The following is a 23,825-nucleotide window of genomic DNA, read 5'->3' as shown; positions in this document are numbered from 1 at the left end:
CATTCCGAACGTCATAGTTGTACACGTACTATGGGGTTCGGGAGCTACGACGAATCGGAACAAGACAACCAGGAGTACGACACAGACTTCGACGACGAGAGCGGTCTCAACTCGGAGGAAAACGCCCACGAAGGGGACGTAGAGTACGAGTTCACGGCATCGAACGACGAGCTACTCGACCGTCTCTCTGACATCAAGGAGTCTGAAACGAATACGTGAAAACCGGGGTTCGAGCGCTCGGCATCGCCGAGTCGTATCGAGCGGAAACGAGTCACCTCGCCGGAACGGTCGTTCGGGCGAGTCGCGTCGTGGACGGGTTCGTCTTTTCTTCGTGTACCGTCGGCGGGAGCGACGCCACCGACGCCGTCTGCGCGATGGTCGAGCGACTGGACCGCGAGGACGTCCGCTATCTCCTGCTCTCGGGCATCGCGCCGGCGTGGTTCAACGTCCTCGACCTCCGCGCCATCCGCGAGGAGACGGCGCTGCCGACGATCTCGGTCACGTTCGAGTCCTCGCCGGGCTTAGAGAGCGCTATCCGCGAGGCCTTCGACGACCCCGAAACCGTCGAGGCTCGACTCGAAACCTACCGCGCCCAACCCGACCGCCGCCGAGTCTCGGTCAACGACGAGACGGTGTACGTCCGCGCGGTCGGACTCGACGGCGACGCGGCCGCCGACGTGGTGCGCGGATTCACGCCCGAGGGCGGCCGTCCGGAGCCGCTACGGGTCGCACGGCTCGCCGCCCGGGGACTGGTCGAGGCGGAGCGCGACGGCTGACGAGCGACCGCCGCCCTTGATACGGTTCGGTCCCAACTGCGGATATGGGACAGATGGAGGGACTGGACGTCCTCGCCTGCGAGCGCTGTGAGGAACTGTGCGAGTCGCGGACCCAGATCGTCAACGGTGTCGGCCCGGCGGACGCGGACCTGCTGTTCGTCGGCGAGGCACCCGGAGCCAACGAGGACGAACGGGGCGAACCGTTCGTCGGCCGCAGCGGCGACGTCTTGGACGGGACGCTCCGCGAGGTCGGCCTCGACCGCGGCGACGTCCGCATCACGAACTGCGTGCGCTGTCGGCCGCCCGAGAACCGCGACCCGCACAAGGAGGAGCTGGCGAACTGCCGGGAGTACCTGGAGACCGAGATCGACCGCATCGACCCCGAAGTCGTCGTCACGCTGGGGAAGGTGCCCGCCCAGCATCTGCTGAATCGGGACGTCGCCGTCACCAGCGAAGCGGGCGACGTAGTGGACGTGACCATCGAGGGGTCGCCCCGGCCCGTGATGGTCTGTGTCCACCCCGCGGCGACGCTGTACGATTCGAGCCAGAAAGGGACGTTCGAGGACACGCTCCGGAAGGCCGCGGAGTTCACCGACGGCGAGAGCGGGCAGCGGCGCTTGGGCGACTTCTAGGAACCCGCTTTTTACGGTCGTTCGAGAGAGCGTCGCTCTCTCGTGATCCTCTCACGGGCGACTTCGACGCCCGTTAGCTCGGGAGACCGACGGCCTCCCGATGCGCGACGGAGCGCTCCCAGCCACGGCCTACGACCGGTGCTTTCGATAATCGCGTCGGAACGAGACAGTCATCGCTCCGGATGGGTCACGTCGTCGAAGCCGCCGCGGATCAGCGGTTTCGCGATGTGGCGGCGCGCCACCGGCGGCACCTCGTACCAGCCGGGTTCGAGCGAGCGGTCGAGCGGGCGGTCGACCTTTCCGTCGGTGCTCGTCCCGCAGTCCCGACAGCGATACCCTTGATTTCGACCCGCCGAGGACATCGACCGGCCGCAGTCGGGACAGTCGGGCGTGACGAGTTCGGTTCGGACGAGGTCACGAACGGCGAACTTCTCCAGTTTGAGCGTGCCGTCCGAGACCTCGCCGCAGACCGTGACGCGGTCGCCCTCGCGGAGCGCGCGAACCCGGTCGCGGAACCGCTTCGTGGGTTCGAAGGCGGCACAGCGGAGGCCGTCGTCGCCGTCGGCCAGCGTCAGGAAGACGTGTCCGCCCTCGCGGGTCTCGGGCGCGTCGGCCACCGCGCCGGTGACGCGGTAGGCGCTGTCGGCCGCCACGTCGGCTATCGCCGCGTCCCGTAGGTGGACGTCGGTCCCCTGGTTCGTCAGGAACGTCGCCCGCTCGGCGATGGGTTCGCTCTCGATGGCGTCGGCCACCGCTCGGCAGGCTTCGGGGTCGTCGCCGCGGACGCCATAGAGGATCGGACAGGGCGTGCGCGGGACACAGACCGGATACCCCGACTCGCGGTCGACCGTGTCCCACACCGCCGGATAGGTGGCGTCGGCGGCAGTACGGACGCTCTCGGCGTCCACCTCGCGGTCGGTTCCCCAGCGCTCCCGCTCGCGGTAGGCGATGTGCTCGTAGGTCCAGTCGTCGAGGGCCGCCCATGCACCCACGGCCGCGAGCGCCCCGACGAGGCCGCGGCCGTTGCCGCGTTCGACGCGGGCGAACCCGGCGAAGTCGGCGAGTTGCGTCGCGGTCACGCGGTCCTGTATCTCGCGGATGGCGTCGACGGTGAACTCGCTGACCTGCGGCGGCACGTCCTCGGGCGCGCAGTCGGCGACGACGGCACCGGGGTTCGTCATCGGGTCGTCGGTCCGGGCCAGCGAGAGCGTCTCGCGGACGAGGTCGGTCGCGCGGTCGGCCGCCAGATCGGTGTGAACCGAAAGCGCCGCGTTGCCCCGAGTCTTGTGTTCGACGGCGGGATTGAGCCGAATCAGGAGCAGTCGCTCGACGCGCCCGCCGGCCTCGCGGATCGCGTCGGCTAACTGCGCCGCGGCGTAAGTGGTGCACATCCCCGTCTCGCGCGAGTCCGTATCGTCCAGGCCGACGACGGTCACGATCGGACGTAACCGACTGTGGCTCAAACCAGTTTCGTCACCGTCGAGAGCGAAAACGGAGTCGAGAACAGCCGAGACCGGCACAACGCATATATGCTGTGACTGGCTTACGCCCCACTAGAGGAACCGAGAACTATGTCACGATCCGCACTGGTCGGTAACGTCACTGCCATGCTGGAGGACGCGGGGTTCATGGTGAGCGACCGGTGTGCGATTCGGCCGAAGAGCTTCGACGTCGCCGCCCGTCGCGGCGAGGACGTGTTGCTCGTGAAGATTCTCGGCAACATCGACGCCTTCGACGGGCACACCGGCGGCGAGATGCGCCGACTCGGCACCTACCTGAACGCGACCCCCATCGTCGTCGGCCTCAGGACCAGGGACGAGGAGCTGAAGCCGGGCGTCGTCTACTTCCGCCACGGCGTGCCCGTGCTCTCGCCCGATACCGCGCTGGACCTCTTCGTGGAGGAAGTGCCGCCGCTCATCTACGCCGCGCCGGGCGGCCTCTACGTCAACATCGACTCGGAGGTGCTCGCGGACGTCCGCGAGGAGAGGGAGTGGTCGCTGGGCCGACTCGCCAAGGAACTGGGCGTCTCCCGACGCACCGTCTCGAAGTACGAGGACGGCATGGACGCCTCCGTCGAGGTGGCCGCCGAGCTCGAGGACCTCTTCGACGCGCCGCTGACCTCGCCGGTCAGCGTCCTGGAGGGGACCGAGGACATCCGCGACGACGAGCCCGCGCCCGAAGACCCCGACGTGGCCCCGGAGGACGAGCCGATCGCCACCGTCTTCACCCGCATCGGCTTCGAGGTCCACCCGACCGACCGCGCGCCGTTCAAGACGGTCAACGAGAACGCGAACCGCCGGGAACAGCAGGTGTTGACCGGCCACTCCGCGTTCACCGAGGCCGCCGAGAAGCGGGCGCGCATCATGTCTTCGGTCGGCGAGGTCACCCGCACCCGCTCGGTGTACGTCGTCGACGAGCTCACCCGCGAGTCCGTCGAGGGGACGGCGCTCATCGAGCAGGCCGAGATGGAGGCCATCGAGGACGCCGACGACCTGCGCGACCTCATCATGGAGCGGGGCGACGACCCCGAAGAAGTGGCGTAGCGGACGCTTCTCCGGTCCGGATCGGAAAGCTCGGCGAGCGGTTACGCCGCCGCGCCGTCGCCGTACGTCTCGTTCCCACCTTTTTGCGCGTCGGGTTCGCTCCGCGAACCCGACGCGCAAAAATCTGGACCAAAAAGCCGCTCACTCGCTTCGTTCGTGAGCGGGACGAACCCCTACGCCGCCGCGCCGTCGCCGTACGTCTCTTCGAGATACTCCACGATGTCGTCGGACTCGGGCATCGCGTCGACGCCGTTGTCGGGGTCGACGAGGACCGGAACACCGGTCTGACCCGATACTTCCTTCACTTCGTCGCGCTCGTCGTGCGAGCGCGGGACCATGTGGGACTCGTAGTCGAGGCCGAGCTCGTCGAGTTTCGACGTGACCTTCGCGCAGTACGGACAGCCCTCCAGTTCGTAGAGTTCGAGGTTCGACATCTGGGCATGACTAGCGGAGCGATCGGAAAAAGGGCGTCGGTGCTGTGCGTGAGACGCGACGGCCGCCGGATCAGAGCGCGCCGGCGAGGATGCCGCTCGTGCGGACGAAGAAGTAGAAGACGAAGGCGGCGGCCAGCACCCACTGGCCGGCGTGGACGTCCCGATACTCGCCCTGTGCGGCCTTCACGACGGGGTAGGCGATGATCCCCGCGGCGATGCCGTAGGAGATGGAGTAGGTGAACGGCATGATGAACATCGTCAGGCCGGCGGGGACGGCGTGGCTGAGGTCGTTCCAACGGATGTCGACGATGTTGCGCAGCATCAGCACGGCGATGACGACCAGCGCGATGTGGGAGGCGTGAAGCGGCACCGCGGCCGCCAGCGGGACGAGCGCGAGCGAGGCCAGAAAGAGGAGCGCGACGACGAGCGCGGTCAGACCGGTTCGTCCGCCCTCCTCGACGCCCGTCGCGGACTCGATGTAGGTCGTCACCGTCGAGGTGCCGATGATGCCGCCGACGGTCGTCCCGACGGCGTCGGCCATCAGCGGCTTGTCGATGTCGGGGAGGTTGCCGTCCTCGTCCAGGAAGCCCGCGATCTGAGAGACGCCGGTGAGCGTGCCCGCGGTGTCGAAGAAGTCGACGAAGAAGAACGTGAAGACGATGAGCGAGAAGCCGAGCGCGTCGACGTTTTCGAACCCGGAGAGGAACGCCCCGACGAGCGGCGTGATGTCGTAACCCGCCGCGGAGTAGACCACGTCGGTCTGGCCGGTCAGCGAGGCGGGCGTGTAGAGGAAGACGCCGTCGAGGGCCGGAACGGAGGGATCGATCGCCGAGTAGCCTAGCGCCGCGGCGGCGTAGGAGGCCAGCGTCGTCAACGCGATGCCGAGGACGATAGAGCCCGGAACGTCCGCCGAGTACAGCGCGAACGTGACGAACAGGCCGAGAACGGAGATGATGGCGATCGGGTCGCTGGCGAAGACCGGGTTGAACTGCAGGAAGGTCGCGGGGTCCGAGGCGACGACGTGCATCGCCTCCAGCCCGATGATGGCCAGAAACAGGCCGATACCCGCGCCGACGGCGAACTTCACGGGTTCGGGAAAGAGTTTGATGATGTACTCCCGTGCGCCCACCGCCGTCAGGGCGATGAAGACGACGCCCTCGACGACGACGGCGGCCAGCGCGGTCTGCCACGGCACGCCGAGCCCGAGGACGACGGTGAACGCGAAGAAGGCGTTCAGTCCGAGTCCGGGCGCTTGCGCGAACGGCCGGTTGGCGTACAGCGCCATCACGAGCGTCGCCGTTGCCGCCGAGATGATGGTCACGACGGCGAGCATCTGGATCGTCTGTCCGGTCGTCCGACCGTCGACGGAGATGGCCGCGCTCAGTATCGCGGGATTGACGACGACGATGTAGCTCATCGTCAGGAACGTCGTCACGCCCGCGAGGATCTCGGTCGATACGTCGGTGTCGTGTTCGTCTAACTCGAAAAACTCAGCCAGCGTCCCAGCCATTGTCCGAGTCTCGCTACAGATTGGCTTAAGCGTGGCGAGAACGTCGAACAATGGTTGCCGTGACGAGAGGTCTCGAGATCGACCGTCGGCGATGCGGCCGCTGTCGGCGGTCGCTCAGGTGTCTCCGTCCACAGCTACGTCTTCGGGGGCGTCCGCGAGCAGGTCCGAGGCGGTCACCAGCGACTCCAGTTCGAGGTCGTGTTCGGCGAGGTTCTCTGCGGCGCCCTCCTCGCGGTCGACGACGACGAGGACCCGAGAGACGACCGCGCCGGCCTCTCGGAGCGCCTCGGCCGCGTCGATGGCGCTCTGGCCCGTCGTGGCGATGTCCTCGATGACGACGACCTCCTCGCCGTCGTCCAGTTCCCCTTCGACGAGGTTGGCCGTGCCGTACTCCTTCTGTTGCTTCCGCGCGATGACGTAGGGCAGACCCGTCTCGACGCTCGTGACCGCGACCAGCGGGACGCCCCCGAGCGCGACGCCCGCCAGTTTCGTGTCCGCGACCCGCTCCGCGAACGCCGCGGCGATGCGTTCGAGACAGGTCGGGTCCGTCTCGAAGACGTACTTATCGACGTAGTAGTTCGACGTACCGCCGTGGGAGAGTTCGAACTCGCCGTACTTGACCGCCTCAGCGTCCCGCAGCGCCGCGATGAGTTCCTCGTTGGCCATACGCCGTCTCCGCGGGCGCGTGGCTAATGGCTGTTGGAATCGCCCTCGATCACCGGGCGAATGCGGACCGGCCGTCGTCAGCGGAGCGAGCGAACAGAGCGAACAGTCATGTCGAATTGTGAACGTCTCCGGGCCAGCGGCGACACCCCTAAGCCAGTCGGCTACGGACACCCGTCTGAATGCACGTGTTCGGGTCGAGCGGCGTTCGAGGCGTCGCGGGCAAAGAGCTGACGCCGCGATACGTCCTCCAGGTCGCTGAGGGGGCGGGGAGCGTCTGGGCCGGCGAGTACGGTCGGGTCGCCGTCGCGCGAGACACGCGGATAACCGGACGCACCTACGCCAACGCGATGACGAGCGGGCTCACCGGCGCGGGCTTCGACGTCGACCGGCTCGGGGTCGTACCGATGCCGGCCTTACAGGCCTACTGCGACCGCGAGGGCGTCCCGGGCGTGATGATAACGGCGAGTCACAACCCGCCCGCGTACAACGGCATCAAGCTCGTCGGCCCCGACGGCGTCGAGTTCTCCCGCGGTCTGCTGAACCGCGTCGAGGCCGCGATGGCCGAAGACTCGACGCAGGCGGCGTGGGAGCAGGTCGGCGTCGACCGCGACGTCGAGGACGCACGGCAGTTCTACCGCGAAGAGGTCCGCGAGGCCGTCGACCGCGAACGCATCGCCGAGGCCGACCTGACCGTCGTCGTCGATCCCGGCCACGGCGCGGGGTCGCTCACCAGCCCCGACCTGTTCCGCGAGCTGGGCTGTACGGTCCACACGATCAACGCCCAGCCGGACGGTCACTTCCCCGGTCGCGATCCGGAACCGGTCGAGGCGAACTTAGGCGACCTGCGGGCGTACGTCGAATCGACGGACGCGGACCTCGGCATCGCTCACGACGGCGACGCCGACCGGGCGATGTTCGTCGACAGCGAGGGCGAACACGTCGAGGGCGACGAGGTGCTGGCGGCGCTTGCGGCCGCAGAGCTCGACCCCGGAGAGGGCGTCGTCTCGGCTGTCAACGCCTCACAGCGCCTCGTGGACGTGGTCGAAGACGTCGGCGCGGAACTCTCGTTGACGCCTATCGGCTCGACGCACATCGTCAGTCGCATCCACGATCTAGAGGCCGAGGGGACCCACGTCAGCATCGCCGGCGAGGGCAACGGCGGCATCCTCTTCCCCGAGTACCGCATCGCCCGCGACGGGGCCTACACCGCGGCGCGCTTCTGCGAACTCGTCGCGGAGGCGCCCGCCCGCGAACTGGTCGCGCCCTACGCCGACTACTACAACGACCGGCGCAACCTCCACATCGAGACCGAGAGCGAGCGCGAGGCGATGCTCGCGAGCATCGAGGCCTACGCCGACACCGTCGACGCCGACCTCGATACGACCGACGGCTGGCGGCTGGACTTCGGCGACGGGTGGGTGCTGGCCCGGCCCTCGGGGACCGAGCCGCTCGTTCGCGTCTACGCCGAGGCGCGGACGGCGGAACGAGCCGCGGAACTCGCAGAACGGATGGTCGAAGCCGCGAAAGCCGACCTGTAGCGGCTACAGCGACTCGTGCTCTTCGAGCGCCGCCTCGATAGCGTTCCGTTCCTCGCGGGCGCTCTCCAGTTCTCGCTCGACGGCCCCGCTCGCGAGTCGCTCTCGCTCCTCGCTCGATAGTTCCGAGCGGGCGAGCGCGCTCTCTCGAAGCCGAGCGTAGTCCTCGCGGGCGGCGAGGTCGCGAACCTCGCGCAGGCGGGCGACGACGGACTCGTCGGCGAACCCCGAAACGACCGGCCGGTACTCGCGGACGAGCCACGGCAGGCGCTCGGCGGGCGGCGGCGGCCACGAGACGGTGAGCGGGTCGGCGTCGAGGTTCCGGAGGTACGTCCGCCGCGTGGTGATCGCTCGCTTGAGCGCCGCGGTGTCCTCGACGTAGTGGTCGAGCTTCGACGCGGAGTAGTCGGCGTATTCGAGCAGTTTCGGGATCGGCTCGGTCCCGGCTTCGGCCGTCCGAACGTACGTCAGCAGCTCCTCGGGCGGCGACTGGAAGTCGACGAGCGGGTAGGCGTCGGCCCGTTCGACCGCCGAGAGCACGTCGCGGGCGGGCGAGTCGTCGCGGAACGCCCGAAACGCCTCGCGGACGGCGTCGTCGTACGCCTCGACGGGCTCCCGAAGATTCTCGACCGGTGCGTCGAGGTCGGCGTCGCCGAGTCGCCGGAGGCGTTCGAGGTCGGCGATGCGTTCGTCGAGTTCGCCTATCCGCCGGCGAGCCGCCCGCCGCGCCTCGGCGTAGCGCTCGCGAGCATCGTTCCACTCGGCCAGTCGCGCGACGAGGTCGCCGACGGGTTCGAGTTGCTCTCTGGCCCGCTCGAAGTCGCGCTCGGAGAGGCGGCGCTGCTGGAGAAAGTCGTCTACCTCCTCGAACGTCTCGCGTTCGGGCAGGTCCTCGGGCAGTTCGTCGGTCAGCGTGCCGACGGTCCCCTGAAACTCGGTGAACGCCTTGAAATCGCCGCTGCCGGTCGCCCTGCCCTCGTACCGGTCCAGCAGGTCGAGCAGTTTCCGGTAGGCCTCGCGGCACGTCCGCAGCTCGTCCTCGCCGACGGCTTCGACCCGCTCGCGGGCCCGTCGGCGCTCCTCGGCCGCCGTCTCCAGTTCGCGGGCGGCGTCGCTCATCAGTAGACGTCGTCGGGGTCGAACACCCGTTCGCCGACCTCCTCGCCGTCGACGGTCCGGTAGAAACAGGACTCGTAGCCGGTGTGACAGGCCCCGCCGGACTGGTCGACCAGATAGAGGAGCGCGTCGCCGTCACAGTCCACCCGAACCTCCTCGATCTCCTGGGTGTGCCCGCTGGTGCCGCCCTTCTTCCAGAGCTCGTCCCGGCTCCGGGAGTAGTAGTGCGCGTAGCCGGTCTCGCGGGTCCGTGCGAGCGCCTCCTCGGTGACGTAGGCGAGCATCAGCACCTCGCCGGAGTCGGCGTCCTGTGCGACCGCCGGGAGGTACTCCTGCTCGTCGAACGCCAGCGTCACGTCGGTCATACCCTAACGCTGGCCACAGCCCGAAATAGGTCTTTTGTCGTCAGGCCAGCCCGACGAGGGCGAGGACGGTGAACAGCACGTCGCCGTAGGTCAGCGCCGCGACGAGACCGAAGAACATCGGGACGAGGAAGGGGATGCCCGGCGAGATCCACACCTCTCGCTCGCTGACGGCCACCTCCAAGCCCTCGCGCAACTGCTCGGGAGAGGTGCCGTAGGCCGACCCCTCGATGTCGTCCAGGAAGCGCTCGGCTCCCCACGGGTCCGCCGGTCTCGGCGCGTCGGCGTCGTCGACCATCGCGCCCGCCGAGACGCCGCCGTCAGAACGGAGCCGCCTCGCGTCGCTCGGCTCCCCGCCGTCGGTGACGATCGCACCGTCGCCGGGATCGTTCGGGTTACTCGGGACCGATTCGGGGTGGCGGTATCGGGTGGAGTCTGCCCGGAGTTCGGCGAGCGTGACGCCGCGCCACTGGAGGTACATCCGGAGAGCGTCCAGGTCTAAGCCGCTCCGGGTGAACCCCGTCGTGGTTTCGAGCAGTCGGCCGTACTCCTCGGGCAGTTCCTCGACGGCGACCGGCCTGCCGATGAACATCGCCGGCGAGAACCGCCCCTGCGTGAGGTTAGTGGCCGCGACGCCGAGCGGGTAGAACAAACCGGCGACCACCGTGTTCGAGAGGACGGTCAGCGAGAAGACGCCCAGCGTCGAGGGTTCGAACGGCAGCGCCGCCGTCGGGAGGTAGTAGACGGGGTAGACCGGGAAGAGAACCGCGATGAGCATGAACGCCTTCGCGTCGGCCCCGCCGAACCCGCCGATGAGCCAGAAGCCGTAGGCGAGCGGCGCGACGAATCCGAGGCTGATCGCGACCCGAATCAGGTAGGCCTGCCCGCTCGTCGGCCCGGTGAGCACGGCATAGGTGTCCCAGACGAGCAAGACGACGGCCAGCGCCGCCAGCGGTACCCACGTCCGATTCGGAACCCGTCGCGTCTTCACGTCGCGATAGGCCGCCCACCCGAACACCGGCACCGCGAGCAGCCGCAACAGGTCCGGTATCGACCCCAACACGCATCGCAGTGTGACGTGAATCACCCTAATGGTTCCGGTGCGACGGACAGACGGGGCGTTCGGGCGAGCGGAAAGCGGGAGAGAAGCGCGAGCGAGACGGCACAGCGCCCGCTATGCGGTCGGTCTACGACGCGGCGAAACGACGGAAAGACCGCAGAACGGCGTTATATGACGCGGTTCTGCAGGTAGTCGAGGTGCTTGGCGTTGTAGACGATCTTGACCTCGTCGGCGTCGGCGCTACCGATGCAGGTCAGTCGGACGTTCTTCTCCTCGACCTCCTCGTCGGAGAGGATCTGCTGCATGTCCATGTCGATCTCGCCCTCGAGGACGATGGCAGCGCAGTTCGCACAGGCACCGGCGCGGCACGAGAAGGGCCAGTCGTAGCCCTGTGCCTCCGCCGCTTCGAGGATGTACTCGCCCTCGTTGACGTCGAGCGTTCCGTAGTCTTCGTCGTCGAGACCGAGGTCGTCGGCCTCGCTGAAGACGTCGTCCTCGTACATGTCCCAGCCGTTGTCGTCCACTACTTCGTAGTTAAGGTACTCTACCGTGGGCATCACCTGTCGGGTTCGAACCCCGACTTGTTAGACTTTGCCCTTCGGGGGCGAACCGTGAACGATTGTGAGAGACGGCGACCGAATCAGGCGACGGGGAGGAAGCGAAAGACGAGATAGGCGGCCACCGTCGCGATCGAGGGGACGACGTTCTGGAGGAAGATGACGCGGGCCGTCGTCCCCGGTTCGAAGAGGTCCGAGGCCGACGGGGCGTCCTCCCGGAACGTCTCGCCTCGTTCGGACTCGCGCAGTTCGGGACTGTGACTCGTCTCGCCGCCGACGGTGGGCGCGTCGTCGGCCGCGAGCGACTCGACGGGCGCGGTCGATGCCTCCCGCACCGACTCGGAGAGCTGGGTCGTCCGGGTCGCCCGTCCCCAGCCGAGCCCGACGATGCTCATCGTGGCGATGATGACGAAACTCGCGGGGATGCCCAGCGCCGAGAGGAAGGTGACGATGGTCGAGGAGACGGTGGCGACGACGATGGCGGCCACGAGCGGCAGGTCGGTGAGGTCGTTGCCGACGGTGTCCATCGTCCGGCGGGCGATGGTGAACGCGCCGAGACCGATCGCCGCGCCGCCCAGCGCGATGGCCGGGTACATCTCGAGCGAGCCGTTGCCGACCAGCGGCGCGACGGCGTTGGCGACGTTCGACGCCCCCGCCGAGAAGGCCATGTAACAGCCGATACCGACGACGACGGCGGTGCCGACGAACTCCCGCTCGGTCGTGTTCTCGCCGAGTCGCGGGCGTGGGATCGCACCGGAGTAGTCCATCGCGAGCAGCGATCCCTCGCTCTGGGAGACGGCGAACCACTCGACCAGCGTCGGGTAGAAGTAGCGGCCGATGACGCCGCTGACCCAGAAGGCGACGATGGGCGAGACGAGCCACCACGAGACGATCTCCAGCATCAGGCCGCCGTTGAGCGTCCGCTTTGCGAGGCCGAGACCGGCGATGGCGCCGACGGCCGTCATCGACGTCGAGGCGGGGACGCCGACGACGTTCGAGAGGAACAGCGCGACCCCGATGAAAAAGAGGACCACGATGCTGATGAGCGGCGAGAACGCCGTCTCGACGAGGTCGCTGCCCAGGCTCTCGACGACGGCCGGGCCGACGAGCAAGCCGCCGGCCAGCGCGAAGACGGTCATCAGCGCCGCCGCCGAGAGCTTCGAGAGCGTGTTGCTTCCGACGGCCGGGCCGAAGGCGACGCCGGTCGAGGACCCGCCGATGTTGAATCCCACGAAGACGGCGACGACGAGGCCGAGCGCGAAGAGAACCTCCACCATACGGTATGCAGGCCGGGCGGCGGGTAAAGGGTACCGTCTCGCGCGTTCAGAGGACGTACTGGAAGACGAGATACGACGCCACCGCCGAGATAGTCGGCGTCAGTATCCACAGCATCACGACGCGGCCGGTGGCCGAGGGGTCGAACAGGTCCGCGGCGGTCGTCACCGATTCGGGGTCCTCTTCGCCGATTTTGGCGACCGACTGCTTCTCGCCGGACCCCGAGGACGCGGGGTTCTCTTCGGCGTCGACGTTGAGTGCGCTGACCGAGATGCCCGTGCCGCCGCTCCCGCCGGCGGCCGTTCCCGCGACCGCGGCGCCCGCCGCGTCGGCCAACCGCGTCGTTCGAGTCGCTCGGCCCCATCCCAGCCCGACGACGCACATCGTCGCCGAGACGGCGAGGCTGGCGGGGATGCCGGCCAGCGACAGCAGGCTGATGATCGTCGCGCTCACCGTCTCGACGATGAGCGCCGCGAGGATCGGGAGTTCGGTGAGGTCGTTGCCGACGGTGTCGAGGGTCCGGCGGGCGATGGTGAACGCGCCGAGACCGATCGCGGTGCCGGCGAGCGCGACGCCCGGATACAGCGCGAGTTCGCCGCTCCCGACCAGCGGCGCGACGGCGTTGGCGACGTTCGACGCCCCCGCAGAGAAGGCCATGTAACAGCCGATGGCGACCACGAGGAACTGCCCCACTCGCTCCCGCCGAGACGTTCCGGGACCGTCGGTCTCGAAGACGATGCGGGCCGCCAGATGGGGGTAGAGGTACCGGCCGACGACCGCCGACAGCCAGAACGCGACGATGGGGGCGACCAGCCACCACGAGACGATGCGTCCCATCACTTCCCAGTCGAGCGTGCCGCTGGCGACGCCCAGCCCGGCGATGGCGCCGACGGCCGTCATCGACGTCGAGGCGGGGACGCCGAAGAGGTTCGAGACCAGCAAGGCGAGCCCGACGAAGAAGAGCACCGTGACGCTCGCCAGGAGCGTGAACTGGTCGCTCGGGACGATGCGTCCCCCCATCGTCTCGATGACCTCCGTGCCGACGGTCGCGCCCCCCAGCAGCGCGAACGCCGTCATCAGCCCGGCGGCCGTCGTCTTCGAGATGGTGTCGCTCCCGACGGCCGGGCCGAAGGCGACGCCGGTCGAGGACCCGCCGATGTTGAATCCCACGAAGACGGCGACGGCTAAGCCGACGAGAAATAACAACTCGACCATACGGTTGCCAGCCCCGCCGGCCGTTAAAGGCTACCGACAGCGGCTGGCGGGTTCGAAGCTACCGTTCGTCCTCGTCCTCGCCGTCGTCGGCGGCGTTCCGCAATCGCTCGCGTCGCTCCGCGGCCGTCTCCTCGACCTCGTTCGCCGTTTCCTTGGCGGCTTCGGCCTCCTCGGTGGCCGCTTCCGCGGTGGTCCTGGCGTCGGTAGTCTTGTCCTTTGCCGCTTCGGTCCGTTCAGTCGCCTCGGTCACTCGGTCGGCGGCGTCGTCGGCCCCCGCCCACTCGGCGGCCTCCTCGACGTCCCCGGCAGTTCGTTCCACGTCATCAGCGGCCTCGTCGACCGTTTCCGCCGCGTCCTCGACGGTGTCGGCGGTCTCCTCCAGTTCCTCGGCGGTCTCCTCTAACTGCTCGGCGGCGGCTTCGAGTTCGGCGGCCGTCCGTGCGACCTCCGTCGTGCCTCGCTGGTAGACCCGCCCGAGGACGACGAACTCGACGAGTCCCGCGAGGACGAAGATCGCCACAGCGACGCCCGCCGCCGTTCCGAGGGCTGCCGTCAGCCCTGCATCCAGGCCCACCGCTCCCGCTTGTGCGACTGCATAGGCGATTACCAGAACGGCCGTGACCGCGCCCGTCGCACGGACGAACCGGCGGTACAGGTCGGCTCGTTCGCCGAAGAGGAGCGATTCGAGTCCCGACGGCGCGGACCCACTGTCTGCCATGTGCCTCGATAAGGAGGGTCGCGTATAAGGGTTCTCCCGGTACCCGAGCGCGTTCACGTGGTCGCCTGCGCGACCCCTATTCGAGCGAGCGCCGCGAGCGAGAATATGTCGCACAGCGACCGCGCTCGGGCGGGGCCTTCCGGCTGCTTCGCTGGCCGCTCTGGTCGGCGCTACCGCTGTACGCGGTCCTTGGCTCCCCCGATAAAGTAACGCGACTGTGGTCGATGCGAGGACCGACACGCTTTCGCCGGCCGCCGTCCCAGCCTCGGCCATGTTCCCCGAGTTCGAGGTGGTTCCGGCCGTCGACATGCAGGACGGACAGGTCGTCCAATTGGTGGGCGGCGAACGCGGCACCGAGAAGACGTACGGCGACCCCGTCGAGGCCGCACGGCGGTGGGTCGAGGCGGGCGCGCGCACGCTCCACCTCGTCGACCTCGACGGGGCGTTCGAGGGCGAGCGCGAGAATGCCGACGCCATCGACGCCGTGCTCTCGGCCGTCGGCGACGACGCGGCGGTGCAGTTAGGCGGGGGCATCCGCACCGCCGAAGACGCCGTCTCGCTGCTCGACAGAGGCGTCGACCGCGTCATCCTCGGCACCGCCGCCGTCGAGAACCCCGACGTCGTCGCCGAAATCAGCGAGGAGCACCCCGAGAGCGTCCTCGTGAGCCTCGACGCGAAAGACGGGGAGGTCGTCGTCTCCGGGTGGACCGAGGGCACCGGGCTGGACCCCGCCGAGGCCGCGGCGCGCTACGAGGAGTTGGGTGCCGGCGGCATCCTCTTCACCGACGTGGACGTCGAGGGGCGACTTGAGGGGGTCAGGACCGAGCCCGTCCGGCGGCTGGTCGAGGCCGTCGACGTCCCCGTCGTCGCCAGCGGCGGCGTCGCCACCGTCGACGACGTGCTGGCGCTCGAAGACGCGGGCGCGGCCGCCGTCGTCGTCGGGAGCGCGCTCTACGAGGGGCGGTTCACGCTCGAATCGGCGATGGCCGCCGTCGAGTCGGGCGGAAACGCGGAGTAGCGAGCGAACGCTGAGAGGAGAAGAGCGCTGAGAAGAGAAGACAGAGAGATTCTACGGGCTGTTACTCACCGAGCGACACGAACGGCAGCGTCGCCTTCTCCGCGTCCGAGTACGCCAGCGCGTCGGTCTGGTCGACGCCCTCGGGCGTGATGAGGTCCATGACGAGCGGCGCGTTGTCGACCGCGCCGTCCTTCGCGCCGCCGAAGACGTAATCCTCGTTAGTGACGTCGACCGGGCGGAGCGTCCCGCGGTCCTCGGATTGGACCATCGGCACGACCTCCAGGTCGGCGGCGTCCGCGCCGTCGAAGGCCTCGCTGTCGACGCCCAGCGTCACCGTGCCGCCTTCGAAGTCGGTGGCGACCCGCGGCGTGACGGCGTTCCCGTCGTCGTCGAGCACCGCGCCGCCGTTGGCGTTGACGAGGTCGAGGTTGAACCCGTCGACGCGGAGCCGGTAGTGCCACTCCTCTTCGAACTCGACGTTCGCGCCGAGGTCGTCGAGGCTGGTGGTCGATCCGCCGCTCTTGTCGGGGTCGCGGATCCAGCAGACGAACATCTGCGGGGAGAACCGACCGCCGAAGACCTGCGTGAGGTTCTCCACCTCGAAAGCGTACTGCTGGAAGCTCGGCGTCTGGTTGACCGTGAACGAACGCAGGTCGAACGCGCCCGGTTTGAAGTCCGCTTCCGCGGCCGGGTAGGTGTACCCGCCCGGCCCGTAGTCGTCACCGAGGGGGTCCGAGATGGTGTCGACGGTCTCCGGCGGCTGGACCGTCACCGTCGAACTGGCGAGCACCGTGCCGTCGGCCCGCCGGACGACCACGTCGTAGTCGCCGGGGCTGTCGATAGTGTAATCGAACTCGACGGTCACGTCCGAGGAGTTCGGCGGCAGGCGGACGTTCGTGTTCGAGACGACGTCGCCGTCGACGACGAGTTCGACGTTCGTCCCGCCGATGAAGGCGCTGTCGTTCTCGCCGGTGGCGGTGACGAACGGTTCCTGCACGTAGAGGTCCGAGTCGATAGCGACGTCGAACTCCTGGGTCGGGCGCTCGTACTCGGGGAGGTCCCGGATCTCGCGGCCCTCGGCGCGGCGGAACCGGACAGCGGTCCCGCCGGACCGGGCCATCGAAGCGAGCAGCGTCGCACTCGGGTCGACGATGGCCTCGGAGATCTCGACCTCGGTGGCGTCGGCCGCGTTGCCCGCGCCGATGCCGTCGGTGTAGATCTCGGCGACGTACTTCGGACCGCGCGGGCCGCGACCGCCGTCGGATCCGCGGCCGTTGCCGGGACTGCACTGGCTCTTGCCGTTTCCGCGGCCGTTGCCGCGCCCGCTCTCCTCGCCGTCGCCGGGGCTGAGGAAGGAGAGCGGCACGTCGATGGCGCGGCCCTCCTCGTCGGTCATCGCGCCGAGGAACCACTCGTCGTCTTTCTTCCGGGCGGTGACGGAGTAGTCGGCGATAGCGGCGTCGACGACCTCGGTGTCGTCCCAGCCGCCGGCCGGGACGGCTTCGAGGAAGTCGAACTCCGGCACGGTGTCGAAGTTCTCGTTCTCCGGCGTGTAGCCGACGAACTCGGCCGGGACCGGCGAGGGCTCGCCGGCCTCGGTGACCGCGACCGTGTTGAGATTGAACCCGCCGACGTCGCCCTCGAAGGAGCCGCCGGAGTCCTCGTAGTTCAGTTCGACGGCGACGGTGTTGTCACCCGCCGAGAGCGAGACGGTCGTCGTGAATATCTCCCACTGGTCCCAGTACTCGGTGAACTCGGGATTGATGGTTCGCATGTCGCCGTCGACCGAGAGCGTGGCCTGCGGGCCGCCGGCGTCTTTCACGCGCTGGGCGTTCTCCTCGGCGTCGCTGGCGTAGCGCAGGTGGAGGTCGTACTCGCCCGCTTCGGGCACGTCGCGGACGGTGAAGGACACCGACGCGCCCGAGGGCTCGCTGTTGGGGTCGACGGGGACGTAGTGCCCGCCGAAGGCGTTGCGCCAGTCGTCGGCCGTTATCATCCCGTCGAGTTCGCCCGAGGTGGCCTGTAGCAGCTCGCCGACCTCGAACTCGGGGCTGACGTAGGCCTCGATGCGGTCGGCGGCCATCTGAATCCCGGCGTGGTACGTCGGGTACATGGCGAGTTGCTTCGCGCGCGTCGTCTGGATGCGCCCGCCCGTCGAGTCGTTGAACGTGATGTCGAAGATGCCGGGCTGGTAGCTCATCGGGCCGGCGAGCATCCGGGTGAAGGGCAGGGTGACGTGGTGGTCCTCGTCCACGTCGGAGCCGAGGGCGCCGAAGCCGTCGTACTCCTGTGCCTTGACCGTCTCCGTCGCCGCGCGGTTGGGGTAGGTGCGGTGCTTCCCCGTGGGCTTGTCGGCCTCGTGGCGTTCGAGCAGCTGGCGCTCGGCCATCGCCTCGCGGGCGACGAACTCGTGGTGATTGACCGCCAGTTGACTGTGGTGGTTGTGCGTCGGGAACGAGCCGTCGCCCTCGAAGCCGAGACCGCGGTTCGAGACGTAGCCGTTCTTGATCGAGTGGATCCCCTCGTCGTCGTAGCCGGCGAAGATGCCGTCTCGGATCTGCTCCTCGTAGTTGACGACGTTCCCGGCGGTCTCGTTGTGGATCGTGAACTCGGTCGCGGGGTCTAAGTTCGCGCCGTAGTCGGTGATCTCGAAGAGGTCGAAGTCGGGATAGGAGTCGTCGACGCCCATCTCCAGGCCCGTGCCGTCGCCGGGATAGGTGTCCCAGCCCTGGTTCCATCCCTCGGCGAGAACGCTGTCGATACTGTTCTGGCTGGCGAACTGCAGGTAGCGCTTCATCCGCTCGGTGCGCGCCCCGTGGATGTAGCTCGCCGGGTTGTTACCGCTATTCCGGATCTCCTCGTCGGTCTTGTACTGCCAGTTCGCGCTGCCGGCGATCATCAGCCACCAGATGCCGACGTACTTCTTGGGCTCGATCCAGTCCGTGTCGCCGTCGGCCGGCAGGGCGTCCTCGTTCAGGTCGTCGTTCAACAGCGGGATGAGCGAGGACTCCACCAGGTCGCCGGGGGTCGAGCCCACCTGCACGGTCCGCCACGGCGTCACGTGGGGCGCTTCCGCCGAGACTCTCGTCCCGTCGGGCAGCGGTGCCAGTTCCGCCGAGAAGTCCGTCCCGCCCTCGACGTCGGGCGCGATCGAGAGCGTCGCGTAATCGGTCAGATCGGCCTCGTGGACGCTCAGGTAGACGTCGTCGGCCTCTATCGTCAGCGGCGTGTGCGCGCCCTCGCGAGTCGGGGCCCCGCCCGGGATCTGCTCTTCGGTGTCCGACGCGATCTCGCTGAGCGGCGTCTCCTGATACTCCGCCTCGAAGCGGCCCGGCTCGCCCTCTGGCTGGGCGAAGCGGTTCTCGATCCACCAGCTGGTGTAATCGTCGGCGAAGTTGAACGCGGTGTTCTCCGACGTGATGACGAAGTCGCCCTCGCTATTGCCGAAGACCTCCGGAAAGACGACCCGGAAGCCCAGCCCGTCGTCGAAGACGCGGAGTTCCAGCGTCGCCTGTCGGCCCGGAATCGCCTCCTCTTCGAGTCCCACCCGGAGGTAGTTGTATTCCTCGCGCACGCTGTCGTACTGATCCCAGATGGGATCCCACCGCTCCACCTCGGACCCGCGCTCGCTGCCGGAGACCGTCAGGGCCGTCCCGTCCCCGTCGGCGCTCGCGCCGAAGGGCTGCTGGTTCTGGAAGTCGAAGCCGAGTTCGGACGGCGTCACGTAGGTGGTCCCGTCGACCGAGACGCTGTAGGTCGGGACGCCGTCGCCGACGTCCACCGTGACCGCGATCGAGTCGTCCGGCGACGTGACCGTCTGCGTCGCCGAGTCGTCCCCCGAAGTCACCGGTTCCGCCGTCGCCGCCGAGACTTCGCGAGAGAACGTCGCGGCCGCGAGTAGCGAGGCCAGTCCCCCTACGAACTGCCGTCTGCTATACGCCGAGGAGCGTGTCAGTCTATCCTCAGACATCGATTGGGTACAATACCCGGGGGTGCGTTACTAATGTGTCTCTAAATATTGTTCCAATCGTTTAACCGAATAGTTTCGACCATTTTACGGCCGATAGCCAGATTTTCCTAAACCCACTCGTTACCGAGTTAATCGCCGTAGAGCGTGACTACAGTCGCACCATACCCTTCGTAAAACGGGCTGATTCCCCCGCCGGCGTTGCCGGCGGCCACGCGGCCGTCGGGCGTCTCGAAGACGATGTTGTTCTCGAAGGGGAAGTCGTTGTTCGGGTCGCCGACGAGGTTCTGTCGCACCGCGACGACCGGCACCCGCTCGTAGCGCACCTCCTCGTCGTCTAAGTCCCGAAGCGTCACGTCCGCCAGCAGGTCCCGACCGGCCGCCCGATGGAGGGCCGCGTTGGTCGCGGCCGTCCGCAGGTGGTCGTAGGTCGTCGGGAGCGGGTCGGGGTCGGCCACGTAACAGTCCTCGCCCATCGGCCAGAAGTTGGCGACGGTGTTGCCCAGCAGGCCGCTGGCGATCTCGCGCTGGGCGAACGCCACCGCGTACTCCTCGCCGTGCCGGCCCGAGAGAATGCCGTGCGAGCCGATGAGTCCCGTCGTCTCGTCGGCGAGGACGAACGCCGGCGGGGTGGCGTCCCACGTCCGAACGACGTCGGCACACGCCGCCCAGTCGCGGTCGAGCGCGTCCTCGGTGAGCGGCGCGACCGCCAGCACGTAGACGAAGACGCCGCGCTCCCGGGCGGCCGCGAGGGCGTCCCGTAAACGGGTAACCTCCGGCGCGGGGAGGACGAGAAACGCCTCCTGCTCGGCCTCGCGGAGGTAGCGCTCGGCGCGCTTTCTGACCGTCGGCCGCGAGTGGACGACTTCGACGGTACCCGTCTCGGCGGCGGGTTCGGTGTACAGCGCCTCGACGCTCTCGCGGACCTCCTCCAGCCGGGAGGCGAACGACCCCATCGCCTCCTCGGGCGGGCGCGCCCGCAGGACGGTCGGGCTCGCCGTCTCGTCGATCGTCACCAGTCCCCGCTCGGTCAGCGCGCCCGCCAGTTCGTAGACGTACCCCTGCGAGACGTCGGCGGCCCGCGACACCTCGCTCGTCGTGGCCTCGCCCGCCCTGAGGACGGCCAGATACGCCTCGACCTCCTTCTCCGAGAGGCCGAAGGCCTCGAGGTGGTCACGCAGCCTGTCGGTCGCCATGAAATAAGATTGTACAAGTGGATACAAAATATTTTTCCACTTGTGGGGAGAGGCACACGTATGGGTGAGACCGCCACCGCGCGAGAGGGCGAGACGAACCGCGAGAGCGACACCCAGCGGGCGAGTCGGCGGTGGTGGACCGTGGTCGTCTTCGCGTACATGGCCTTGGAAGGGGCGGCGCTGCAGATGCGCGGCGCGGTCGTTCCAGCGCTCCGAGAGACGTTCACCGTCCCGGAGTGGCAGTTGGGACTCGTCGCGCCGGCCGGAACCATCAGCTTCCTCCTCGTGGTGATGCTCGTCGGCGCTATCGGCGGCCGTTTCGACACGCGCCGTCTCCTCTTGCTGGCCGTCGTCGGAACCGGCGTCGGCGTCCTCGTGATGGGCGTCGCCCCCTCGTTCCTGTTCTTCCTCGCCGCGGCGTTCGGCCGGGAGAGCTTCGTCGGCGTCGGCCGCGGGAGCGCACGGCCGCTGTTGAGCCACCTCTACCCCGCCCAGCGGGGCCGCCTGTTCGGCTATTACGACATGATGTGGGCGGTCGGAGCCACCATCGGTCCCCTCCTCGTCGCCGCCGCCCTCGTCGTCGGCGACTGGCGGCTCGCGTACTTCGCGCTCGTCGTCGCGTTCGTCCCCCTCCTCCTGCTGGTCCGCTCGCTCCCGACGCCGTCGGTCGGCGGCGGCGACGACCCGCTCGACCTGACGGCGGTCCGCGGACTGGCCCGCCGCCCGGAAGTGGTCGCGATGTCCGCCGCCGTCTTCCTCATCGCCGGCTTCGAGGGCGGCATCTTCACCTGGTTGACGACCTACGCCGAGGGTCGGCTCCCCGGTTCGGTGGCGACGGCGTCGCTGTCCGTGTTACTCGTGGCGTACATCCCCGGTCGGTTCCTCTCCGGGCGGCTCTCCGAGCGCTTCGGCTACGTCCGCCTCGCCACGGGGCTGGTCGCGCTAACGGTGCCCGCCTTCGCGTACGCGTTCTTCGTCGCCGAGGGGTACGGCCTCCTCGTCGGCTTCTTCGCCATCGGGCTCGGGCTCTCGGGCCTCTACCCGACGATGGTCGCCTACGGCGTCGAGAGCGTCCCCGAGTACAGCACCCCCGTCAACTCGACGGCCGCCGTCACGTCCTCCGCCGGGTTCGCCGCCGTCCCGGCGATAATGGGGTTCGTCATCAGCGGATCCGACGTCCTCCGGGCGATGCGCCTGCTCTTGCTCCCGCTCTGCGTGCTGCTGGCGCTCCTGCTCGTCACGTGGAGCGTCATCGGTACCGCGAACGACTAGCAGCGATGACGGGGAGGCAGACGGCAGCGACAGCACTGATAGCCAGAATGTCCCGCTAGCGATCGAGAAAAACGACAGGGTGGACTGGAAGAAGCTTTCCTGGCGGTTCTACGTCCGTTCGATCTCTGCGGCCAGAGTCCGATCAATCCCCGCTAGCGGTCACAATTCCCAAATAGACGGCCGATAGAGACACCGTATGAGCGACCGCACGGCGGCCGTCACCCGCGAGACGGCCGAGACGGACATCGAGGTGACGCTGGACATCGACGGCGACGGCGACAGCACCGTCGACACCGGCATCGGCTTCTTCGACCACATGCTCGACTCCTTCGCCACGCACGGGCTGTTCGACCTGACCGTCCAGTGCGACGGCGACTTGGAGATCGACGACCACCACACCGTCGAGGACGTGGCCATCACGCTCGGCGAGGCCTTCGAGGAGGCGCTCGGCGAGAAGCGCGGCATCGTCCGTTTCGCCGACCGGAAGGTGCCGCTGGACGAGGCTGTCGCCAGCGTCGTCGTAGACGTCTCGGGCCGGCCGTACTTCGGCTTCGACGGCGAGTTCTCGCAGGGCCGCGTCGGCGGACTGACCAGCAACATGGCGAAACACTTCGGGCGCTCGCTCGCCACGAACGCCGGGTTGACGCTGCACTGCGGCGTCACCGGCGAGAACGCCCACCACGAGATCGAGGCGCTGTTCAAGGGGTTAGCGCGGGCCTTAGACGACGCGACGCGCATCGACGAGCGGCGGAGCGACGTCGCCAGCACGAAGGGCGAACTGTAGCGTCGATGTTCGACGAGATAATGCGGAAGTTCGAGGACTCGCCGGGCCAGCAGGCGGTCATCCGACTGCTGCTCGAACGTGGGTTCTCGGTCAACGAGGAGGGTCGGGTCGTCTCCGGCGGCATCGAGATCCCGAACACGGGCATCGCCCGGGAGGTCGGCGTGGACCGGCGCGTGGTCAACGCGACGACCGACGCCATCCTCGAAGACGAGGAGTTGCGCCGCATCTTCCGGAACATCTCGGCGGTGCCCAGCCTCCTCGACCTCGCGCCGGTGCTCGACCTGACCGCCGTCACCGTCTCGGTTCGGGCGGCCGACGAGGCGGGCATCGTCTCGGCGGTGACCGACGCCATCGCGGACCGCGACATCACCATCCGGCAGGTGCTGAGCGAGGACCCCGAGTTCACCGACGAACCGCGGCTCTACGTCATCACCGACGAGGAACTGCCCGGCGAGTTGATAAACGAGATCCGGAACATGCCGTTCGTGCGGACCATCGAACTGGCCTGAGCTGACTCTTCGAGACGGGCGGCACTCGCCGAAGGACAAGCGCTATTCGCGCGCCGCGAGTACGACCGGCCGTGGCAGACAGCTACAGGACCGTCGCGGGCCGCGCCGAGGCCCGCTTCGAGGTGCGGGGCTCGGAGTTCGTCGGCCGCGTCGCGCCCGTCGAGACGGTCGAGGCCGCCGAGGCGTTCGTCGCGGAGGTTCGGGACGCCTACGCCGACGCGACTCACAACGTGCCGGCTTACCGCGTGCGGGCGTCGCCGTTCCGCGAGTACTCGAACGACGACGGCGAACCGAGCGGGAGCGCCGGCAAACCCGCGCTGAACGTCCTCCAACAGCGAGAGCTGGAGAACGTCGCGGCCGTGGTCACCCGCTACTACGGCGGGACGAACCTCGGCGTCGGCGGGCTGGCCCGGTCGTACTCGCGGGCGGTCAAGGAGGGCGTCGACGCCGCGGGCGTCGTCGAGTCGGTCCCCCACGAGCGCTTCGTCGTCACCGTCGAGTACGACGACTCGGGCAGCGTGCGGGGCTTGCTGGAGTCCGCGGGCGCCGAGTTCGACGCCGACTACGCGGCCGACGTCACGTTCGCGGTCAGGGTTCCCGAGACCGAGAGCGCGTCGCTCCGGGACCGCATCCGCAGCGCGACCAGCGGTCGGGCCGACATCGAGCGAGGCTGATTTCGC

23 protein-coding genes are annotated in these 23,825 nt (G+C 68.4%); 10 read left to right on the top strand and 13 right to left on the bottom strand.

Annotation, left to right across the window (positions count from 1 at the left end; all coding sequences use genetic code 11):
• Nucleotides 1-30: 30 nt before the first annotated feature.
• The 3 genes from EGH23_RS14270 to EGH23_RS14260 are packed head-to-tail and all read left to right on the top strand — an operon-like array spanning nt 31 to nt 1,408.
• Nucleotides 31-219 carry a DUF5786 family protein gene (locus tag EGH23_RS14270; protein WP_162318559.1) on the top strand — a complete coding sequence of 63 codons (189 nt, stop codon included), beginning with the start codon at nt 31-33 and terminating at the stop codon, nt 217-219.
• Nucleotides 216-776: an endonuclease dU gene (locus EGH23_RS14265; protein ID WP_220580649.1), complete on the top strand. Its 561-nt coding sequence runs from the start codon at nt 216-218 to the stop codon at nt 774-776. Before EGH23_RS14270 ends, EGH23_RS14265 begins: the two co-directional genes overlap by 4 nt.
• Before the next feature lie 44 nt (nt 777-820).
• Nucleotides 821-1,408, top strand: coding sequence for a uracil-DNA glycosylase (locus EGH23_RS14260; protein ID WP_220580648.1), 588 nt, complete (start codon nt 821-823; stop codon nt 1,406-1,408).
• 170 nt (nt 1,409-1,578) lie between these two features.
• Here the strand turns inward: EGH23_RS14260 and EGH23_RS14255 are convergent, their stop codons facing one another.
• Entirely contained in the window at nt 1,579-2,844 is a 1,266-nt protein-coding gene (locus EGH23_RS14255; RefSeq protein ID WP_220580647.1) for a tRNA(Ile)(2)-agmatinylcytidine synthase, read from the bottom strand.
• 135 nt (nt 2,845-2,979) lie between these two features.
• On the opposite strand from EGH23_RS14255, the gene EGH23_RS14250 reads away from it, so the two are divergent.
• Nucleotides 2,980-3,951 carry a transcriptional regulator gene (locus tag EGH23_RS14250; RefSeq protein ID WP_220580646.1) on the top strand — a complete coding sequence of 324 codons (972 nt, stop codon included), beginning with the start codon at nt 2,980-2,982 and terminating at the stop codon, nt 3,949-3,951.
• 173 nt (nt 3,952-4,124) lie between these two features.
• On the opposite strand, the gene EGH23_RS14245 is transcribed toward EGH23_RS14250, so the two are convergent.
• The 3 genes from EGH23_RS14245 to pyrE all read right to left on the bottom strand — a co-directional run bounded on the left by EGH23_RS14245 (nt 4,125) and on the right by pyrE (nt 6,561).
• Nucleotides 4,125-4,385, bottom strand: a complete 261-nt coding sequence (locus EGH23_RS14245) for a glutathione S-transferase N-terminal domain-containing protein (protein WP_220580645.1) — start codon at nt 4,383-4,385, stop codon at nt 4,125-4,127.
• Between the two features lie 70 nt (nt 4,386-4,455).
• Nucleotides 4,456-5,895, bottom strand: coding sequence for an NCS2 family permease (locus tag EGH23_RS14240; RefSeq protein ID WP_220580644.1), 1,440 nt, complete (start codon nt 5,893-5,895; stop codon nt 4,456-4,458).
• A 114-nt stretch (nt 5,896-6,009) separates the two neighbouring features.
• Complete coding sequence (gene pyrE / locus EGH23_RS14235) at nt 6,010-6,561, bottom strand: orotate phosphoribosyltransferase (RefSeq protein WP_220580643.1); 552 nt, start codon at nt 6,559-6,561, stop codon at nt 6,010-6,012.
• A gap of 179 nt (nt 6,562-6,740) precedes the next feature.
• On the opposite strand from pyrE, the gene glmM reads away from it, so the two are divergent.
• Nucleotides 6,741-8,099 carry a phosphoglucosamine mutase gene (glmM, locus tag EGH23_RS14230; protein ID WP_220580642.1) on the top strand — a complete coding sequence of 453 codons (1,359 nt, stop codon included), beginning with the start codon at nt 6,741-6,743 and terminating at the stop codon, nt 8,097-8,099.
• A gap of 3 nt (nt 8,100-8,102) precedes the next feature.
• Here the strand turns inward: glmM and EGH23_RS14225 are convergent, their stop codons facing one another.
• The 7 genes from EGH23_RS14225 to EGH23_RS14195 form a co-directional block, all read right to left on the bottom strand.
• Nucleotides 8,103-9,215, bottom strand: coding sequence for a DUF7118 family protein (locus EGH23_RS14225; RefSeq protein WP_220580641.1), 1,113 nt, complete (start codon nt 9,213-9,215; stop codon nt 8,103-8,105).
• A complete protein-coding gene (gene hisI / locus EGH23_RS14220; RefSeq protein WP_220580640.1) occupies nt 9,215-9,577 on the bottom strand; it encodes a phosphoribosyl-AMP cyclohydrolase in 363 nt (120 codons plus the stop codon). Before hisI ends, EGH23_RS14225 begins: the two co-directional genes overlap by 1 nt.
• Before the next feature lie 40 nt (nt 9,578-9,617).
• Nucleotides 9,618-10,637 (bottom strand): A24 family peptidase, encoded by a 1,020-nt coding sequence (locus tag EGH23_RS14215; RefSeq protein WP_220580639.1) that lies wholly within the window; start codon nt 10,635-10,637, stop codon nt 9,618-9,620.
• Between the two features lie 164 nt (nt 10,638-10,801).
• Nucleotides 10,802-11,191: a ferredoxin Fer gene (gene fer, locus EGH23_RS14210; protein WP_220580638.1), complete on the bottom strand. Its 390-nt coding sequence runs from the start codon at nt 11,189-11,191 to the stop codon at nt 10,802-10,804.
• An 83-nt stretch (nt 11,192-11,274) separates the two neighbouring features.
• The gene (locus tag EGH23_RS14205) at nt 11,275-12,468 is read right to left on the bottom strand and encodes an inorganic phosphate transporter (RefSeq protein WP_220580637.1); all 1,194 of its coding nucleotides are present in this window, start codon (nt 12,466-12,468) and stop codon (nt 11,275-11,277) included.
• Nucleotides 12,469-12,514: 46 nt separating this feature from the next.
• On the bottom strand, nt 12,515-13,681 hold the full coding sequence (locus tag EGH23_RS14200; RefSeq protein ID WP_220580636.1) for an inorganic phosphate transporter: 1,167 nt from the start codon (nt 13,679-13,681) through the stop codon (nt 12,515-12,517).
• Between the two features lie 58 nt (nt 13,682-13,739).
• A complete protein-coding gene (locus EGH23_RS14195) occupies nt 13,740-14,399 on the bottom strand; it encodes a hypothetical protein (RefSeq protein ID WP_220580635.1) in 660 nt (219 codons plus the stop codon).
• 271 nt (nt 14,400-14,670) lie between these two features.
• Between EGH23_RS14195 and hisA the strand changes: the two genes are divergently transcribed.
• Nucleotides 14,671-15,417 carry a 1-(5-phosphoribosyl)-5-[(5-phosphoribosylamino)methylideneamino]imidazole-4-carboxamide isomerase gene (gene hisA, locus EGH23_RS14190; protein ID WP_220580634.1) on the top strand — a complete coding sequence of 249 codons (747 nt, stop codon included), beginning with the start codon at nt 14,671-14,673 and terminating at the stop codon, nt 15,415-15,417.
• Between the two features lie 61 nt (nt 15,418-15,478).
• On the opposite strand, the gene EGH23_RS14185 is transcribed toward hisA, so the two are convergent.
• A complete protein-coding gene (locus tag EGH23_RS14185; RefSeq protein WP_220580633.1) occupies nt 15,479-19,387 on the bottom strand; it encodes a glycoside hydrolase family 97 N-terminal domain-containing protein in 3,909 nt (1,302 codons plus the stop codon).
• Nucleotides 19,388-19,515: 128 nt separating this feature from the next.
• Nucleotides 19,516-20,580 (bottom strand): TrmB family transcriptional regulator sugar-binding domain-containing protein, encoded by a 1,065-nt coding sequence (locus EGH23_RS14180; RefSeq protein WP_220580632.1) that lies wholly within the window; start codon nt 20,578-20,580, stop codon nt 19,516-19,518.
• 60 nt (nt 20,581-20,640) lie between these two features.
• On the opposite strand from EGH23_RS14180, the gene EGH23_RS14175 reads away from it, so the two are divergent.
• The 4 genes from EGH23_RS14175 (at nt 20,641) to EGH23_RS14160 (ending at nt 23,819) form a co-directional block, all read left to right on the top strand.
• Nucleotides 20,641-21,852 (top strand): MFS transporter, encoded by a 1,212-nt coding sequence (locus EGH23_RS14175; protein ID WP_220580631.1) that lies wholly within the window; start codon nt 20,641-20,643, stop codon nt 21,850-21,852.
• Nucleotides 21,853-22,048: 196 nt separating this feature from the next.
• Nucleotides 22,049-22,636, top strand: coding sequence for an imidazoleglycerol-phosphate dehydratase HisB (gene hisB, locus EGH23_RS14170; protein WP_220580630.1), 588 nt, complete (start codon nt 22,049-22,051; stop codon nt 22,634-22,636).
• Between the two features lie 5 nt (nt 22,637-22,641).
• Nucleotides 22,642-23,145, top strand: a complete 504-nt coding sequence (gene trpY, locus EGH23_RS14165) for a TrpY family transcription regulator (RefSeq protein WP_220580629.1) — start codon at nt 22,642-22,644, stop codon at nt 23,143-23,145.
• A gap of 71 nt (nt 23,146-23,216) precedes the next feature.
• Nucleotides 23,217-23,819, top strand: coding sequence for an IMPACT family protein (locus EGH23_RS14160; protein WP_220580628.1), 603 nt, complete (start codon nt 23,217-23,219; stop codon nt 23,817-23,819).
• Nucleotides 23,820-23,825 lie beyond the last annotated feature (6 nt).

Source organism: Haloarcula nitratireducens, from assembly GCF_019599505.1.
This window is presented reverse-complemented; position numbering and strand designations above follow the sequence as displayed.

Excerpts from the sequence above, each read along its gene's own strand:
- EGH23_RS14205 (WP_220580637.1), bottom strand. The coding sequence starts at position 12,468 with ATGGTGGAGGTTCTCTTCGCGCTCGGCCTCGTCGTCGCCGTCTTCGTG.
- fer (WP_220580638.1), bottom strand. The coding sequence starts at position 11,191 with ATGCCCACGGTAGAGTACCTTAACTACGAAGTAGTGGACGACAACGGC.
- EGH23_RS14270 (WP_162318559.1), top strand. The coding sequence starts at position 31 with ATGGGGTTCGGGAGCTACGACGAATCGGAACAAGACAACCAGGAGTAC.
- hisI (WP_220580640.1), bottom strand. The coding sequence starts at position 9,577 with ATGACCGACGTGACGCTGGCGTTCGACGAGCAGGAGTACCTCCCGGCG.
- pyrE (WP_220580643.1), bottom strand. The coding sequence starts at position 6,561 with ATGGCCAACGAGGAACTCATCGCGGCGCTGCGGGACGCTGAGGCGGTC.
- EGH23_RS14180 (WP_220580632.1), bottom strand. The coding sequence starts at position 20,580 with ATGGCGACCGACAGGCTGCGTGACCACCTCGAGGCCTTCGGCCTCTCG.
- EGH23_RS14240 (WP_220580644.1), bottom strand. The coding sequence starts at position 5,895 with ATGGCTGGGACGCTGGCTGAGTTTTTCGAGTTAGACGAACACGACACC.
- EGH23_RS14225 (WP_220580641.1), bottom strand. The coding sequence starts at position 9,215 with ATGAGCGACGCCGCCCGCGAACTGGAGACGGCGGCCGAGGAGCGCCGA.
- EGH23_RS14250 (WP_220580646.1), top strand. The coding sequence starts at position 2,980 with ATGTCACGATCCGCACTGGTCGGTAACGTCACTGCCATGCTGGAGGAC.
- hisB (WP_220580630.1), top strand. The coding sequence starts at position 22,049 with ATGAGCGACCGCACGGCGGCCGTCACCCGCGAGACGGCCGAGACGGAC.
- glmM (WP_220580642.1), top strand. The coding sequence starts at position 6,741 with ATGCACGTGTTCGGGTCGAGCGGCGTTCGAGGCGTCGCGGGCAAAGAG.
- EGH23_RS14245 (WP_220580645.1), bottom strand. The coding sequence starts at position 4,385 with ATGTCGAACCTCGAACTCTACGAACTGGAGGGCTGTCCGTACTGCGCG.
- EGH23_RS14175 (WP_220580631.1), top strand. The coding sequence starts at position 20,641 with ATGGGTGAGACCGCCACCGCGCGAGAGGGCGAGACGAACCGCGAGAGC.
- EGH23_RS14195 (WP_220580635.1), bottom strand. The coding sequence starts at position 14,399 with ATGGCAGACAGTGGGTCCGCGCCGTCGGGACTCGAATCGCTCCTCTTC.
- EGH23_RS14185 (WP_220580633.1), bottom strand. The coding sequence starts at position 19,387 with ATGTCTGAGGATAGACTGACACGCTCCTCGGCGTATAGCAGACGGCAG.
- hisA (WP_220580634.1), top strand. The coding sequence starts at position 14,671 with ATGTTCCCCGAGTTCGAGGTGGTTCCGGCCGTCGACATGCAGGACGGA.
- EGH23_RS14260 (WP_220580648.1), top strand. The coding sequence starts at position 821 with ATGGGACAGATGGAGGGACTGGACGTCCTCGCCTGCGAGCGCTGTGAG.
- EGH23_RS14200 (WP_220580636.1), bottom strand. The coding sequence starts at position 13,681 with ATGGTCGAGTTGTTATTTCTCGTCGGCTTAGCCGTCGCCGTCTTCGTG.
- trpY (WP_220580629.1), top strand. The coding sequence starts at position 22,642 with ATGTTCGACGAGATAATGCGGAAGTTCGAGGACTCGCCGGGCCAGCAG.